The sequence below is a fragment of the Vagococcus luciliae genome (genome assembly GCF_024637875.1).
Classification (GTDB): Bacteria; Bacillota; Bacilli; order Lactobacillales; family Vagococcaceae; genus Vagococcus; species Vagococcus luciliae.
This window is the reverse complement of the sequence record NZ_CP102451.1, coordinates 615,616-631,483: the sequence shown is the minus strand read 5'-3', so window position 1 is coordinate 631,483 and position 15,868 is coordinate 615,616. Positions and strand designations below refer to the sequence as shown.

General features: G+C 32.3%; 16 protein-coding genes. 8 read left to right on the top strand and 8 right to left on the bottom strand.

Translation table 11 applies throughout. The annotated features are described in order from the left end of the window. Window positions 1-5: 5 nt before the first annotated feature. Complete coding sequence (locus tag G314FT_RS03355) at window positions 6-1,394, bottom strand: MmgE/PrpD family protein (RefSeq protein WP_257702042.1); 1,389 nt, start codon at window positions 1,392-1,394, stop codon at window positions 6-8. Between the two features lie 24 nt (window positions 1,395-1,418). After that, window positions 1,419-2,384: an AEC family transporter gene (locus tag G314FT_RS03350; protein WP_257702041.1), complete on the bottom strand. Its 966-nt coding sequence runs from the start codon at window positions 2,382-2,384 to the stop codon at window positions 1,419-1,421. Between the two features lie 240 nt (window positions 2,385-2,624). Here G314FT_RS03350 and G314FT_RS03345 point away from each other — a divergent pair, with 240 nt between their 5' ends. The 7 genes from G314FT_RS03345 (at window position 2,625) to G314FT_RS03315 (ending at window position 8,769) form a co-directional block, all read left to right on the top strand. Then, complete coding sequence (locus G314FT_RS03345) at window positions 2,625-3,221, top strand: TetR/AcrR family transcriptional regulator (protein WP_257702040.1); 597 nt, start codon at window positions 2,625-2,627, stop codon at window positions 3,219-3,221. Window positions 3,222-3,232: 11 nt separating this feature from the next. Continuing rightward, window positions 3,233-3,637, top strand: coding sequence for a DUF2871 domain-containing protein (locus tag G314FT_RS03340; protein ID WP_257702039.1), 405 nt, complete (start codon window positions 3,233-3,235; stop codon window positions 3,635-3,637). Window positions 3,638-3,698: 61 nt separating this feature from the next. Next, entirely contained in the window at window positions 3,699-4,766 is a 1,068-nt protein-coding gene (locus G314FT_RS03335; RefSeq protein WP_257702038.1) for an ABC transporter permease, read from the top strand. A gap of 5 nt (window positions 4,767-4,771) precedes the next feature. After that, entirely contained in the window at window positions 4,772-5,452 is a 681-nt protein-coding gene (locus G314FT_RS03330) for an ABC transporter ATP-binding protein (RefSeq protein WP_257702037.1), read from the top strand. 142 nt (window positions 5,453-5,594) lie between these two features. Then, window positions 5,595-6,548: a glycosyltransferase family 2 protein gene (locus tag G314FT_RS03325; RefSeq protein ID WP_257702036.1), complete on the top strand. Its 954-nt coding sequence runs from the start codon at window positions 5,595-5,597 to the stop codon at window positions 6,546-6,548. 2 nt (window positions 6,549-6,550) lie between these two features. Beyond that, complete coding sequence (locus G314FT_RS03320) at window positions 6,551-8,332, top strand: glycosyltransferase family protein (RefSeq protein ID WP_257702035.1); 1,782 nt, start codon at window positions 6,551-6,553, stop codon at window positions 8,330-8,332. Beyond that, window positions 8,329-8,769 carry a GtrA family protein gene (locus G314FT_RS03315; protein ID WP_257702034.1) on the top strand — a complete coding sequence of 147 codons (441 nt, stop codon included), beginning with the start codon at window positions 8,329-8,331 and terminating at the stop codon, window positions 8,767-8,769. The genes G314FT_RS03320 and G314FT_RS03315 overlap by 4 nt, the downstream gene beginning before the upstream one ends. A 25-nt stretch (window positions 8,770-8,794) precedes the next feature. Here G314FT_RS03315 and G314FT_RS03310 read toward each other — a convergent pair whose 3' ends face one another. The 5 genes from G314FT_RS03310 to G314FT_RS03290 all read right to left on the bottom strand — a co-directional run bounded on the left by G314FT_RS03310 (window position 8,795) and on the right by G314FT_RS03290 (window position 13,412). Then, a complete protein-coding gene (locus tag G314FT_RS03310) occupies window positions 8,795-9,661 on the bottom strand; it encodes a MurR/RpiR family transcriptional regulator (protein ID WP_257702033.1) in 867 nt (288 codons plus the stop codon). Window positions 9,662-9,778: 117 nt separating this feature from the next. Beyond that, window positions 9,779-10,738 (bottom strand): siderophore ABC transporter substrate-binding protein, encoded by a 960-nt coding sequence (locus tag G314FT_RS03305; protein WP_257702032.1) that lies wholly within the window; start codon window positions 10,736-10,738, stop codon window positions 9,779-9,781. An 18-nt stretch (window positions 10,739-10,756) separates the two neighbouring features. Beyond that, window positions 10,757-11,515, bottom strand: coding sequence for an iron ABC transporter ATP-binding protein (locus G314FT_RS03300; protein ID WP_117973608.1), 759 nt, complete (start codon window positions 11,513-11,515; stop codon window positions 10,757-10,759). After that, window positions 11,512-12,468 (bottom strand): iron chelate uptake ABC transporter family permease subunit, encoded by a 957-nt coding sequence (locus G314FT_RS03295; protein ID WP_257702031.1) that lies wholly within the window; start codon window positions 12,466-12,468, stop codon window positions 11,512-11,514. The genes G314FT_RS03300 and G314FT_RS03295 overlap by 4 nt, the downstream gene beginning before the upstream one ends. After that, on the bottom strand, window positions 12,465-13,412 hold the full coding sequence (locus G314FT_RS03290; RefSeq protein WP_257702030.1) for an ABC transporter permease: 948 nt from the start codon (window positions 13,410-13,412) through the stop codon (window positions 12,465-12,467). Before G314FT_RS03290 ends, G314FT_RS03295 begins: the two co-directional genes overlap by 4 nt. A 143-nt stretch (window positions 13,413-13,555) precedes the next feature. On the opposite strand from G314FT_RS03290, the gene G314FT_RS03285 reads away from it, so the two are divergent. Further along, entirely contained in the window at window positions 13,556-14,020 is a 465-nt protein-coding gene (locus tag G314FT_RS03285; RefSeq protein WP_257702029.1) for a YueI family protein, read from the top strand. A gap of 398 nt (window positions 14,021-14,418) precedes the next feature. On the opposite strand, the gene G314FT_RS03280 is transcribed toward G314FT_RS03285, so the two are convergent. Then, complete coding sequence (locus G314FT_RS03280; protein WP_257702028.1) at window positions 14,419-15,798, bottom strand: aldehyde dehydrogenase; 1,380 nt, start codon at window positions 15,796-15,798, stop codon at window positions 14,419-14,421. Window positions 15,799-15,868 lie beyond the last annotated feature (70 nt).

Genomic DNA, 15,868 nt, shown 5'->3' with positions numbered 1-15,868 from the left:
TCTGTCTATTTATTTGTTGTTGGGTACTTAATTTCAGTTAAGATATCAAACAAGTCTTTTGTCGATCTGTTTTCAATATCTTTTACGACTTCTTTTAATTTTTCAGCCAATACTGGATCAATATATCCTTTTGTTAAACGATCAAATTTATCGACTGAGTCTTCCCAAGTAAATGGTCGACAAGGCATACCTGGGTAATTGCTTACCTCATGAGTTGTAACAGTGCCATCCAATTGTGTGATGGTAATACGTGCACAAAAATCTTTTGGATAACGTTTTGTGAAATCAGCATCAGGTTTCACAATGACTTTTTGAAGAAGTGTTTGAACATCAGATTTTATAATACGTGATTCTTCAAACTGTGGTTGCATCACTTGTCCATCTAGCACAGCAACAGCTAACAAGTATGGCAGGGAATGATCAGCTTGTTCTTTTGTTGTGATGGCTGCATCCGCATTACCATATAATCCACCACCAGAAAAATCATAGGTAATTTGTGGTACATCTGCTTCAATTAATTTGATACTTTCAGATTTAATAGGCGTTTTGGCTAATAATTCTAATATACATTCTATAGCTGATTGTGTATGAATCATTGCAACAAATTTTTTAATAGTTGATTGTGGAACGCCTTCATAGTTTTCATGTTCCCAATCAATATCAATTGGTTGTCCTAGTAAATGTTCAATCCCTTGAGGCTCTTCTACAATAGCTAAAGGACCTTCTACCCCTCTTTTAGCTAAATACAATGCATTAAAAGCACCTAGTGTTGATTGAGCTGATGCAAGACCTTTCCATTCTGATAATGGTTTAGAACGAATACCAGCAAAAGATGCATCACTTGATGCTGCCATAGCAATCGCATTAGCAATTGTTTCACTATCTAAGCCTAACAATTTACCTGAAGCTGCCGTAACTGAAAAAGCAAGTTGTGCAGTATGATCAAACCCTCTTGTCATAAAATTAGCTTTTTCAACTAATAGTGTTTGAATTGTCCAACCAATCGCGACTCCTAACATTAAATCTTTTCCACTTGAATTTGCAATGGAAGCTGCCGTTAAAATTCCACCAAAATTATCTGCCGTATGCGCGGTTTCTTTTGGGGCAAGAATATTATCCATTGCATCAACGTAACGGACAAGAGCAGTATGCCAAAATGCTGCGAAAACCGGGCTTGATGTTCCTCCTGCAATAAGTGGTGCAATACCACTTGGTGAAAATTCTCTTACTTGATCATGGCAAGCATTGACCGGACCAGCTCCTAAAGCTGCAATCTGGCAGCCTAAAGAATCCAAAATATGTACAGGAATTTGTTTTTTTGATTCATCAGATAAATCCTCGAATTTAGCACGAGTCGCATAATTGGCAATACGTTCAATTTTAGTTAATGTCATAATATATTTCCTCTTTTCTTTTAATTAAACATTTAATAATGCAATAATAGCAGTCACTGTCACAAGCATTCCAACAGTTGAAAAAGCAAGAATTGAAGATGCTTCTTGTTGATATTGTTTGTATCGAGTAGCAAGCAACACTATCATTGGACCTGATGGCAATGCCGATAACAATAACCCCTGATCAAATGTTGTACTGCCCTTAGTCATATGTAGAAATAAAGCTACTCCAACAAATAATAAGGGCAACCCAATATTTTTTAATAACGCAATCGTAACCACTTCTTTAGTTAATTTAAATTTATTTTCAGCAATTGTCATACCTGCTACAAAAATAGCGATTCCGGCAGTGGCTTCACCAATTAATTTTAAAGAACTAGTTACAATATCAGGCATATGGATATCTAAAAATACTAAAACAAACGCAAGTAACGGCGCCCAAACAAAGGGGGTTTTAAAAATTGCATCAAAAATAGACTGACTAATCATTTTTCCTAATGACGTCTTTTTATCAGATGTTGAAACATTTAGCTTAATAATTATCGTTGCAAGTGGCACAATAAAAACATTCAACAATAATGCAATAATGCTGACAGACACCCCTCCTGCTTGTCCGTAAATACTATCTAATAACGCTGGACCATAAAAAGGACCCGCCGAAAAACTAACTGCTAATCCTGCAATAGAGGCTTCAATCATGTTGCGTTTAAAAATATACTTGGCAACAAATAAACCAATAAAATAAGCAGTTAATAGGCTAATCAATAATGAAATAAATAAATCTGTATCACCTAATAGTTGGGCTCTTGTTACGCTAATTGTCCCTACAAATAACGAAGCTGGTAAAGCAAAATTTAAAACCAATTCATTAATAACACTAATTGAATCACTAGATTTACCGAAAGCTTGTTTTTTTCCAGCAAAAAATCCCAATGCTAATACAAAAATAATAGGTGTCACTATTGTGATAGATTGTAGAATATGCGACATTCATAAACCTCCTTTCTCAATTTATTCATAGAATAACTTGAGAATAAGAACGATTATCGGTTATTTTTATGTTTTTATGTGAACTTTTTAAAAATTTTTCAGTTCTATCGTTAACTAACGTTTTTGGTATTAATTCTTTTTTATAAATAAATCTCTAAGCAAGATAAGTGACAATATGTTACTTTTTGTGCTATCATTTTTCTTAGTTAAATTAATTAATCTTTGAAGGGGGGAGATGATATGCCAAAAGATACATTCCTTAATCTATCTGCACCAAAAAAAGAAAAAATGGACATGATTTTGCTAGATACTTTTTATAATCAATCTATTAGCCAAGTTAAAGTCTCTCATATCGTTGAGCAGATGGAGATGTCAAGAGGAGCTTTCTACAAATACTTTGTCGATTTAGAAGATGCTTACGCTTATGTCGTTAAACAGCAATCTGTCCTTATTCATCAGGATATCTTGGATTATATTGCTCAATATAAAAATGATTTTTTCCATGGAATTGAACAGTACTTGATTTTTTGTTCTCATCTAGAAACAGACAGTGCCTATTGGAAAGGTCTCTTATTATTAACGAGAGCTGATTACCAACGAACGATGAAACGATTAAACTTAGATGAGTCTTCTTACATGTTAAAGGAATGGATCAACCTATTACGTAACAATGAATTTAAAATCCATGAAACTCAAGAAGCCATTAGTTTTCTTTACTTTATTATGGAAGTAGTCATGAACTCATTAACAGATTTTATTATTAATGATTGGACTCCAGAAGAGTTGATTATGGATTATCACTATAAAATTAAATGGATTATTAAAGGAATTAAATAGGAGGATTTAAGATGCAAAAGTTAGCTAGAGCTAGTTTAAGTTATATGATTATCGGATTGATTAGTGGTGTTTACTTCCGAGAAATGACAAAACTTAATGACTTTGATGGTTGGACGCAATTAAGTGTTGTTCATACTCACACCTTAATTTTAGGAATGTTTTTCTTTTTAATTGTCTTATTATTAGAAAAGAACTTTAATCTTACTAAACATAAAAACTTCAAAAAGTTTTATATTACCTATAATATTGGATTAGGTGTTACACTATTAATGTTATTAACTCATGGTACAATGACTGTCTTAGGAATCGAAAGTTCTGCTGCTATTAGTGGTATTGCTGGTTTGGGTCATATTATTTTAACAGTAGGCTTGGGATTTTTCTTTCAAGTGCTGTTGCAATCAATCAAAAAAGACTAGTTGTCTTTTTAATTATCTAGTGACAACTTGTTACTAAGTGAAATGAAATGGAGGAATATTTATGTTCTTAGCTTTAAAAGAAATGCGTTACTCAAAGTTACGTTATAGTTTAATTGTTGGTATTATGTTTTTAATCGGACTCGTTGTCTTTTTACTCTCAGGTCTTGCTGATGGGTTATCTCAAGAATTTAGACAAACAGTCGATGACTGGAACGCAAAAGAAATTGTGTTATCGGATGATGCAAACAACATCCTAGCGGCTTCTCAACTAAAATTAGATGATGTCAAAGATATCTCTTCAAATGAAAAAGCCCCATTATCTCTTTACAGTGGAGCAATTGGGAAAAAAGATAACAAAGTAAACATTAGCTTATTTGGTACAAATGACGATGCTTTCTTCTTACCAAGTGTAACAAGTGGCGAGTCTTTTAAAAAAGATAACGAAGTAATTATTTCTCAAAATCTAGCGGATAAAGGATTTAAAATTAATGATACTATCACAGTAGGTAGCAATGATTTAAAAGTTAAAGTTGTTGGTATTGTTCCATCAACCTCTTATATTGCAACTCCTGTTATGTATTCGAACATCAAAACTGTAACTGAAATTAAATTTGGTGAAGACATGGTTAAAACAACTGACAACTATCCTATTAACGCTGTCTTAAGTAATGACTCGGATACAACTTTATCAAACGATTCACTAACTAAACTATCTACACAAAAATTTATTGATAATTTGCCAGGATATACAGAACAAAGTTTGACACTTGATTCAATGATTTACGTACTGTTCGTCATTGCTTCAGCTGTTATAGGTATCTTCATGTATGTCATCACACTTCAAAAAACCGCTATTTTTGGTGTGATGAAAGTACAAGGGATTAACTCATGGTTCATCTCAAAATCTATTTTGGCCCAATCATTCTTAGTTGGAGTGTTTGGCGTATTACTATCGGGTTTAGCAACTTATGGATTAAGCATGGTTTTACCAGACGCTATGCCATTTGCGATTAACATTACACAGTGGGCCATTTACGGTGTTATTTTAGTCATCGTCTCAACAATTGGTGGATTATTCTCAATTGTTACTGTTAATAAAGTTGATCCTATTAATGCCATTGGAGGTTAGATAAAATGAAAACTATTTTAAATATGTCACATATTACAAAAAAATTTGGTAAAGGTCACAATGAAGTGACTGCCTTAAATGATTTAAATTTCCAAGTAAATGAAGGAGAGTTTATCAGTGTGATTGGACCGTCTGGTTCCGGTAAAAGTACCTTTTTAACCATTGCTGGTGGGTTACAAAGTACAACAAGTGGAAATATCAGTATAAATGATATTGATTTCACTTCTCTTCCAGAAAAAAAACGTGCAAAAATACGTTTTGATGAGATTGGGTTTATTTTACAAACATCAAACCTCATTCCTTTTCTTACAATAGAAGATCAATTTACTTTAGTCGCTAAAGTAAAAAAAGAGAAAGTCAATAAAGATATGCTAGACAATCTACTAAAATCTTTGGATATAGACCATTTAAGAAACAGTTATCCAAGTGATTTATCTGGTGGGGAACGTCAACGTGTAGCAATTGCTCGTTCATTATACAACGATCCTAGCCTAATTTTAGCCGATGAACCAACGGCTAGTTTAGATACAGAACATGCGTATAATGTTGTGAAATTACTGGTAAAAGAGGCTCATGACAAGAAAAAAGCAACAGTGATGGTAACTCACGATACTCGTATGATAAAATGGAGTGATCGTGTTTTCCAAATGGAAGATGGTACTCTAAAAGAAATTCATGATTTTTAATTTACACACCTTAGCCTTATAATAGGTTAAGGTGTTTCTTTTTTATGTAATTGAAATAGATACGACTATCTTTTCAATTTATTTTCATTTAAAATGTATATATTATGACGGGATTCGTCACTACTAAAAAGGGAGTATTATCATGTCAAAAAAAGTTTTATCCATTATTGTTCCTTGTTACAACGAACAAGATACAATTCATCCTTATATCAGTCAAATGACTGATATAGAAACATTATTACCAGAGCTAACTTTTGAATACTGGTTTATTAATGATGGGTCTAAAGATAACACACTAAGTGTATTAAAAGAAATCAGTAAGCAATCTGAACAGTATAATTACTTATCTTTTTCTAGAAATTTTGGAAAAGAGGCTGCTCTTTATGCGGGTCTAGAACATGCTAGAGGTGATTACATTACGGTGATGGATGTTGACCTACAAGATCCTCCCGAGCTTCTACCTAAAATGGTAGAATTACTCCAAAAAAATGATTATGATTGCATTGGGACAAGGCGTGTCACTCGTGAAGGAGAACCAAAGATTCGTTCTTTCTTTGCTAAAAAATTCTATAAAATTATTAATAAAATATCTGATATTGAGATTGTTGATGGCGCAAGAGATTATCGCCTAATGTCTCGACAAATGGTTGATGCTATACTCGAATTAAAAGAATACAATCGATTTTCTAAAGGTATTTTTAGCTGGGTAGGTTTTGATACTTACTATTTAGAATTTGAAAATATTGAACGCGTTGATGGTGAAACATCTTGGTCATTTTGGGACTTATTACAATATTCAATTGATGGGATTATCTCTTTTTCCGAATTTCCACTAAAATTGTCGACTATTTTAGGATTCATATCCTTTGTCGCTTCCATCTCTGCACTGCTTTTTATCGTTATTCGTGCACTTATATTTGGTGACCCAACTTCTGGTTGGCCATCACTGGTCTGTATTATTTTGGCTTTAGGCGGATTACAATTACTTTGTTTGGGTGTTGTAGGACAATATCTAGGGAAAACTTTTTTAGAAACGAAACAGCGTCCTATATACATCATAAAAGATAAAAAAATCTCATCTTTAGAGGAGGATTGATGGTGCTACTAAAGTTTAAAAATCTAGGAAAAAAATATTTTCCCTTTATCACTATTGTACTAATTGCACTATTTATTTTGTCACCTCAGATTAATATTCGCTTCATTCCTATTGGTTCTGATATTTCCTTTCATTACAATCGATTCTACGATTTATCAGAACAAATAAGAAGTGGCAACTACAATTATTTCATGTCATTATATGGTTTCAATACTAGTGGGAGAATTATTAACGCCCTATATGGGTATGATATCGCCTTTTTAAATGGGCTAATACTATTCTTTACACAATCATGGTTAAAATTTCAATTAATCTCGTCCTTTATTTGTCTTGTGATTGCGGGGATAACCATGTATTTTTTAATGCGAACATTCGACTGTGACAAACGATTATCAACAATTGGTTCAGTCATTTATATGGCATCTTCTCCTATTATGTATTACGTTAGAGCACTAGGTTTCTCTGGTTGGGGAGCAGCATTTCTTCCTTGTATTTTTATTCAAGCTATTCGCTCGATAAAAAATAAAGAGAAACCAATTAATCCCATTTTTTTGGGACTATCAATGAGTTTATTAGTGAACACACATATACTTAGTGCTGTATTAGCTGTATTGGCTATTATCCCTTTTTATCTAGTTAGTTTTATTCAGTCAGATAAAAAGTTAAATTGGATAAAACAATTATTCCTATCTATCATTATTTTTACTCTACTATCTTTAAATACTTTAGTGGCTTACATTGATGTTTTTTTATCAAATAACATCTTACAACCTTTTATCCCAAATTCATTCATCACAAACTCTACCTACATATCTATTACTGAAATGTATGGCAACCGAAATATTGGTATCTTTTTTGGGATAATTTTTTTATTTCAACTCATTTACTTTATACGACATATAAAATATACAGATACACTGGATCGATTGATGACTACTATAGGTGGTGGGTTTTTATTACTTTCAACTTCCTTATTTCCATGGGACAGTATCATAGATGCCTATCCTTTTTTATCGGTCATTCAATTTCCATTTCGTTTTTCAGTTATCTCTTATATTTTGTTAGTTCCGGTTTTTTTAAAGACGATTCACTCTATTGAACAACACATTCCTATTAAACAATTTAAGATTATTTCCCTTTCACTGATGATTCTCGTTAGCTTTATTCTCTTTGAAGCAAACACTATCATGGTAAAAAATGCTCAAAGGTGGCAAGATGATCCTGTGGCAATGGGGAATAATCGTCCGAATCTAATTGAAAAAGATCCTGATGTGATTCGAAATAATCTTAGAGGACCTGATTTAACAAAAATATTTGAGACGATTGAAAAAGGAACACCTGATTATCTCCCAATTTCAAAAGAGACTACTAGTCAAGAAATTTATGATGCTATGGATCCCTATGAAGTCTATGAACAAGAAATCTTTAACAATCAAAAAAATATCACAACTACTGTACTGGAAAATGGCTCCATAAAACTTACTTGGGATAATAAAAAAAATGTGACTAAAAAGAAACAACTTCCTTTAATTATTTATGATCATAGCATCATTGAACTAAACGGTAAATTATTAACTAAATCAGATTATGAAACGTCAGATATAGGAAGTTTGATTATCACACCTAAGAATGGAAAAAATACTGTCATTTTATCTTACAAACCATTTGTTAATATGACTTATGTCATCTTTATTAAAATAACGGCAACATTGCTTGTTCTACTATACTGTGCAAGATATAGCTATCGATATTTTACTGATAAAAAGAAAAGAGAGAACTTATGACTAAGCTAAAACATTTTTTTACCCAAACATTAGGTTTATCTGACACATTATTTGAATTATTTATGTATGTTGTGATGGGAGTCTTTACAACAATCATCAATATTGTCATCTTCTATGTAATGGAAAATTTACTCCATGTTAATTACATTATTTCCAACGTGATTGCGTGGATTTTTTCCGTGTTATTTGCTTATTTATCAAACAAAAAATATGTCTTTGCTCATGAAGACAATACGTCTTTCATTAATATCAAAGAAATGATGTCCTTTTTTTCATTTCGCTTTCTATCACTTGGAATTGATACAGTCGTATTATTTGTATTAGTCCAATGGCTCAGCCAACAACCACTTATCGCAAAAATTATTAGTAATGTTGTCGTATTAATTGCAAATTATCTATTTAGTAAATTTATCATCTTTAAAAAACCATCCAACTAGGTCACATGAACCTAATTGGATGGTTTTACTTTTTGGATGTTCTTTTTTTATATTCATCTACTAATTTTCTTGATTCTCGGATGTTATCCATATTTTCATCATATTGTTCTAATACATAAACATGAAATAATAAATCAATTAAAATAAATTGAGACATCAACGAACTCGTCGCAGCACTTCTAAGCTCTGCTTCTTTTGATTTCACTGTCTGCATAGAAATATCGACATGTTTACTTAATGTATTCATCCCAAATTGAGATATTCCAATCGTTTTTATACCCTGCTCTTTTGCAATACGGTTTACCTCTAATACTTCAGAGGTTTCACCAGAATGCGATATTCCAATAAAAATCGAATCCGGTGCAGCAGATGTTAAACTGGCTATTAACAAATGAACATCTGCTATGCAAATACACACCTTCCCTATACGATTCCATTTTTGAGCGATATTTTCAGCCACAAGATAAGATGACCCTATCCCATAAACATAGACAAATGGTGCTTTAGAAATCAGTTCTATCGCTTCTTTTAAAGTTTCTTCATTCACTAATTGAATAGTTTCTTGCATAGATTGATAAGCATTTCCTAATAATTTTGCTTTCACATCAGCAATTTTTTCAGTTGGTAAAATATCTGAATATTCTTTTGGAACATCCCACTGTCTCTCTGCAGATAACGCAATTTTTAACTCAGGAAAACTTGGAACATTAATGGATTTACAAAATCGAATCACAGATGCAGGACTGGTCTGAGATTCTTTAGCCAGCTCACTAGCTGTCATTTTGGTGACATCTTCTGGTCTTTCTAACACTAAGTTGGCAATTTTTTTTTCTGATTGTGTTAAATCATTATAGATACTCTTGACTCTTTGATGAATATGTTTGCTTTTCATAAGTATCCCTCCAACCTACATAAGTTATTTACTTCCATTATACTATCATTAAATAGATAAAACTATCCAAACAAAAAACTAGATACTTAATGTTACTTAAGTATCTAGCGAATTATCTTATTTATAGGCTGTTTCTACATCTTCCATCATTATTCGTGTTGACTCAATCCCACCTGCAGCTAAATACCAAACATCTGGTGTTAAACTAATCACTTTTCCTTCTTTGCCTGCTGTCGTTTCTTTTACTAAAGCATTTTCTGCTACATTATTTTTACTTGTATCCCCACCGATAGCTTTCGTACGGTCCACTACAAACAAAATATCTGGATTTTTTTCTAAAACATATTCATAGGATACTTCTTGTCCATGGGGAGACGGTTTTATGGTCTCATCTGCTGGTAACACACCAAAGCCTTCATAAACAATACCAAAACGCGATTCAGGTCCAAAAACTGATAATGATCCTTCATTTACTAAACTCATCAATCCTTTTTTACCACTTTCTTTTGCTGTTTTTTCTAATGCTTCACGTTGTTTATTTAATGCGTCGACTTTTTCTTTAGCAACATCTTCTTTATCAAATACTGTTCCTAATGTTTCAATATTCGTCATTGTCGATTCCCACGCTTTTTTACTGTCTACAGCAAGATATAATGTTGGCGCAATTTTTTCTAATTCTTTTTGCATATCTTGTTGACGTCCAGAAATAATAATTAAATCTGGTTGCATAGCATTTATTTTTTCCATATCCGGTTCTTTAATCCCACCTGCTGATTCCACATTTTTGTAACTTGATAAATAACTAGGTAATGTTTTTAGTGGTGCACCTACAACAACGTCTGATTTTCCAAATTCTCTAATCGTATCTAATGCTCCCATATCAAACACAACCACTTTTTTAGGGTGTGACGCTAACTCTAATGCTTTTCCATTACTATCTGTCACCTTAACAACTTCTTGTTTTTCACTGGAAGTGTTGATTTTTTTATCGGATGTTTTGGACGTCCCACATGCTCCCAACATCACTAACCCTATTATGGCTAAACTAACTAAACGCCATTTTTTTAATCTCGTCATCCATCTATCTCCTTTTATCTATTCATTAAAATATAAACAAAATCGTTTTCCCTCTAATTCACACACACGCATGTTCATATCATATAAGTCATCTAATACTTCTTTTGTGATAATCTCAGCGGTTGGTCCTGCTTTAAATACCTTTCCAGATTTCATCGCCACAATATTATCCGCATAACTCGCTGCAAAATTAATATCGTGCAACACAATCACCACAGTCTTATTTGCTTCATCAACTAACCGACGAATAGTTTTCATCAACATAACAGCATGATTCATATCCAAATTATTTAGTGGTTCATCTAAAAAAATGTACTCTGTATCTTGAGCAAGCACCATCGCAATGTAAGCTCGTTGCAATTGACCACCCGATAATGTATCAATTGTATCACTTGCCAAATCATCCAATCCTAAATAAGACAAAGACTCATCTATTTTTTTTTCATCAATTTGTGTCAATCGACCCTTACTATGTGGAAATCGACCAAAGGCTACCAGTTCTCTAACTGTTAAACGTAACTGAATCCCATTTGCTTGTTTTAGTATTGATAACTTTTTGGCAAGTTCATGTTGATTCCACGCCTTCACCTCCTCTCCATCTAAATAAATACCACCTTGATCTTTATCAAGAAGTCGACTCATCATACCTAATAGTGTACTTTTCCCAGCACCATTTGGCCCAATAAAAGCTGTCAACGTTTGTGGCACAATATCATAATCCACTGTATCAACCACACGTTTTTCACCATATTTTTTAACCACTTTTTCAATGTTCATTCTCGTGTTTTCCCCCTTTCAGAGAGCAATTTCCATATAAAGTACACGCCACCACTAAACTCAATCACAACACTCAACGTTGTATTCATATGAAAGACATGTTCGACTAAAAATTGACCTAACACAAGCATTAATATGCTAAGTAGAGCGGCTACTGTAAACAACCAGTAATGTTTGTATACAGGTAACCATTGATACGTCATATTAGCCACTATAAAACCTAAAAAAGTAATAGGACCAATTAAAGCAGTTGATAAAGCCACACTCAAACTAATTAAAAATAAAATAAACCAACGAAATTTTTGAACATTAATCCCTAAATTGATTGCCTGACAAGTCCCTAAATGAAAGACATCTAAAATAGGTGCTACTAACCAAAATAACAAAACAATTCCAATCACAATTGGAATGACAATATATAACAAAGACACGTCAACATTAGAAAAACTAGCAAATAATTTTCCTTGTAATTTATCGTATTCATTTGGATCCATTAATACTTGAAAAAACGTGCTAACACTTTTAAAAAATGTTCCTAAAACCATTCCTATCATGAGTAGTAAAAATAAATCTTGAGTTTCTTTCTTCAATAAAAAACCAAACAATGTAACACTAAAAATGACCATTAGGCCAACATTTACCGCAAACATTAATAAGGGATGTGATGGTGATTGACCAAAATAAAAGAATAAAATAGTTTGAACCAACACATACAATGAATCAAATCCTAAAATACTAGGTGTTAGAAAATGATTTTGTGTAATGGTTTGAAAACTAATAGTCGATAAACTGGTTAATAATCCCACTATAATAAAAGCTAGTAATTTTTTTCCTCTAATAGATAACGCAAATTGCCAATTACCATATGTTTGATAAGTCATAAAGAAAGCGATACTAATTAATACGATAATAACTAAACAAATCACCCTTATATAAAGACTTTTTTGGCTCATCTCTTTGCCCCCTTAACAAGTAATATGACAAAGATGATACTCCCTAAAGCACCAACAATTAAACTAACAGGTATTTCATATGGCGGATAAACTACACGAGATAAAATATCTGCCATCACTAAAAAAATACTCCCCGTAATAGCCGTCAACCACAACGTCTCTTTCATATGATCACCTAGAAGCATAGAGACAATATTTGGGATAATCACACCCAGAAATGGTAACCCTCCAATTGTAACCAAAATAACACTACTAGCAATAGAAATTAATAATAGACCGATTAAATGAACAAATCTATAATTCATACCAACGGAAATAGAGAACTCTTCTCCCATTCCCACAATCGTAAATTGATAAGCATACATATAACAAATCAAAAGAACTGGTACAGTGACATAAATCAATTCATAATTTCCTTTTGAAATAGTTGAAAAACTACCTTGTAACCAAGATGTCATATTTTGAATCAACTGGTATTGATAAGCAAAAAAAATGACAATTGAACCAATAATATTTCCAAACATAACACCTATAAGTGGTACCATCAATTGATTTTTTCCTGGTAGAACTCGTATTAATTGAATAAATACTATTGTACCTAAAAAAGCAAAAATAAAAGCAATAATAGACTTTGTCAAAATAGTGCCATTTGGAAAAAATAACATTGCCACTAACATACCTAGACGTGCACTATCCATTGTTCCAGCTGTCGTTGGAGACACGAATTTATTTTGAGTTAGATGTTGCATGATTAATCCTGAAACGCTAATTGTTGCTCCAGCTATGATTAAACTAATCGTTCTAGGAACACGCGTGGTCCATAACACTAGTGACTGCATTTCACTTAGCTGAAAGATATCTTGAATAGGAATGCTTTGAACACCAATAAATAAAGAAAATGTTGCTAGTAATAATAAACTAACAAAAGGTACAAATTTTTTCATCCAAAACTCTCCTAATTGATAATGATTTTCATTTACAGTTAATTTTATCCAAATTTTAACTTAATTGCAATATCTTTTCACAAATTTCACGTTAAGTGGTATGTTATACTGAGGGTAATTGACCAACAAAGGAGTGAAGAACGATGGGAAAAGATATTCAAGATTATTTAGATAAAGGACTTTATGGTAGCCCTCAATTAAAACCTGATGAACAAAGAAAATTTTTAGGTACATTTAGAGAAAGAGTTGTGTTTATTTTATCCTTATCTGAATTAACCTCTACCTCTTATGAGAGTTTTGCAATTAGTCAATTTCAAAAATATCCTGGTGGGACATTGCTTGTTAATGCGTTATTAAAACCAACCATTCAAAAACAACTCATTCATCTTACACAAATGAACAATGTGTCATTAAAATTAGTTGATACAGAAAATACACTATTAGATGAACAATCTATCGTAGTTGTTTATTCTCTAAATTATGCTGTTAATAAAGAAAACATCGAATTACCATTACAAAATAAGTTCACAAACATAAAACAAGATAAAAAAACAATGACTCAAACAAAATCTGAAGGTTTTTTTAGATCTTTATTTTCAAAAAAATAAGCTATTAGTTACTTTATAAAAAAAGCTTTTTATTATTACTAACAATAATAAAAACGAAAGGATGATCATCATGATAATAGCGACTCACACAAAAACGTGGCAAAATTGGCATAGGTGAAGTTGTGCGTGTGCTAAATTTGGCGTAGATGCAACTTTTAGAGTACTTTCTAAAAGCATCTATGTCGGTGATTATCTTTAAAATAGATAAAAGACCACACCGTCAATACAAAGACTGTGTGGTCTTTTTTTTTTAGAAGTACTATCTTAATGGAACAAGTAACAAAGTATTTAAATATAACTGTTTAAATATTTAAGTTAAACCAAACGTGATTTTTAAAAAAGCTTCTTTAAAAAACCTGTAAAATCCGTTTACTAGACAACGAATTTTACAGAATTTTTCATTTCAGAATACGCTTAATCCATTTTAAATGGTTAGTTGTGTAAGGTGGATAAATAAACGGAGTATCTATTTTAGGTGAGGATAATATGGCTCGTTTATGTGAAAAAGTATCAAAACTATATTTCCCATGATAGTTTCCTATACCAGATTCTCCTACCCCACCAAAAGGCAAATGGCCAGAGACAAGATGGAAAATGGTGTTATTTATACTAACACCACCGGATGAAGTATGTGATACTATTTTTTCTTGTTCCTTCTTATCTTGACTAAACAAATAAAGTGCTAGCGGTTTAGGTCGGTCATTTATATGATGAATTACATCATATAATGATTGATAAGAAATAATAGGTAAAAGTGGCCCAAAAATTTCATCGGTCATTAATGGGGATTCCCATGTAGAATCATATAATGTCGGTTCAATATAGCAAGAAGCAGCATCATACATCCCGCCACTAATTAACTCCGTTTTTGATTCTTCCATTAAATGAATCAATCGTTTGGTATGTCGTTCATTAACAATTCGTGAAAAACTATTACTCTGTTTAATATTCGTGCCATAAAATTGTATCACGGTTTTTTGACATTCATGAATAAACTGATTTTTAACAGAATCATGCACCACCACATAATCAGGGGCAACACACGTTTGGCCTGCGTTCATCATTTTCCCATAAATAATTCGTCTTGCGGCCAATGAAACATCGGCTTTTTCTGTGACAATAGTTGGACTTTTCCCTCCAAGTTCTAACGTTATAGGAGTTAAATGATTTGATGCAGCTTTCATCACACTTTTTCCAACTGTGGTACTACCTGTAAAAAAGATGTAGTCAAACGGTTGGGCTAATAGCTCAATAGTGGTTTCTTTTTCACCTAAAAAAATATCCACATAAGATGAAGGAAACACTTGATGTATCATCTTTTCTATCGCTATTGAAAAATTTGGAACCAATTCTGATGGTTTTAAAATAGCCGTATTTCCCGCAGCTATCGCTCCTACCAATGGTTCAATTAGTAATTGAAACGGATAATTGAATGGCCCAATAATCAATACAACACCATAAGGCTCACTAATAACTCGGCTTTTAGAAGGAAGTAAGAATAAAGGCGTTGGCTTTTTTTTCTCTTTCATCCATTTTTTTAGTGACTTTTGAGTTGTACGAATACTATTTAAAACAAATCCTATTTCTGTCGCATAAGTTTCTAATGGATGTTTCCCTAAATCTTGTTGTAACGCTTCAATAATTTCTGTTTCATAAGATAATATAGCCAATCTTAATTTTTCTAATTGTTCTAATCGAAAACTTAATTCTTTAGTTTGTTGTGAGTAAAAAAAAGTACGTTGGTTTTGCAAGACTGTTTGAATCGTTTTAGTCATCATTCTCATTCTCCTTATTTTAGGATGATTACTTACAGTGTAGCAAATAAAAAAGAAAAAAACTGATATCAGC

What these genes read in the sequence shown, in the direction of transcription:
- G314FT_RS03355 (WP_257702042.1), bottom strand. Translation starts at nt 1,394, where the DNA reads ATGACATTAACTAAAATTGAACGTATTGCCAATTATGCGACTCGTGCT.
- G314FT_RS03350 (WP_257702041.1), bottom strand. Translation starts at nt 2,384, where the DNA reads ATGTCGCATATTCTACAATCTATCACAATAGTGACACCTATTATTTTT.
- G314FT_RS03345 (WP_257702040.1), top strand. Translation starts at nt 2,625, where the DNA reads ATGCCAAAAGATACATTCCTTAATCTATCTGCACCAAAAAAAGAAAAA.
- G314FT_RS03340 (WP_257702039.1), top strand. Translation starts at nt 3,233, where the DNA reads ATGCAAAAGTTAGCTAGAGCTAGTTTAAGTTATATGATTATCGGATTG.
- G314FT_RS03335 (WP_257702038.1), top strand. Translation starts at nt 3,699, where the DNA reads ATGTTCTTAGCTTTAAAAGAAATGCGTTACTCAAAGTTACGTTATAGT.
- G314FT_RS03330 (WP_257702037.1), top strand. Translation starts at nt 4,772, where the DNA reads ATGAAAACTATTTTAAATATGTCACATATTACAAAAAAATTTGGTAAA.
- G314FT_RS03325 (WP_257702036.1), top strand. Translation starts at nt 5,595, where the DNA reads ATGTCAAAAAAAGTTTTATCCATTATTGTTCCTTGTTACAACGAACAA.
- G314FT_RS03315 (WP_257702034.1), top strand. Translation starts at nt 8,329, where the DNA reads ATGACTAAGCTAAAACATTTTTTTACCCAAACATTAGGTTTATCTGAC.
- G314FT_RS03310 (WP_257702033.1), bottom strand. Translation starts at nt 9,661, where the DNA reads ATGAAAAGCAAACATATTCATCAAAGAGTCAAGAGTATCTATAATGAT.
- G314FT_RS03305 (WP_257702032.1), bottom strand. Translation starts at nt 10,738, where the DNA reads ATGACGAGATTAAAAAAATGGCGTTTAGTTAGTTTAGCCATAATAGGG.
- G314FT_RS03300 (WP_117973608.1), bottom strand. Translation starts at nt 11,515, where the DNA reads ATGAACATTGAAAAAGTGGTTAAAAAATATGGTGAAAAACGTGTGGTT.
- G314FT_RS03295 (WP_257702031.1), bottom strand. Translation starts at nt 12,468, where the DNA reads ATGAGCCAAAAAAGTCTTTATATAAGGGTGATTTGTTTAGTTATTATC.
- G314FT_RS03290 (WP_257702030.1), bottom strand. Translation starts at nt 13,412, where the DNA reads ATGAAAAAATTTGTACCTTTTGTTAGTTTATTATTACTAGCAACATTT.
- G314FT_RS03285 (WP_257702029.1), top strand. Translation starts at nt 13,556, where the DNA reads ATGGGAAAAGATATTCAAGATTATTTAGATAAAGGACTTTATGGTAGC.
- G314FT_RS03280 (WP_257702028.1), bottom strand. Translation starts at nt 15,798, where the DNA reads ATGATGACTAAAACGATTCAAACAGTCTTGCAAAACCAACGTACTTTT.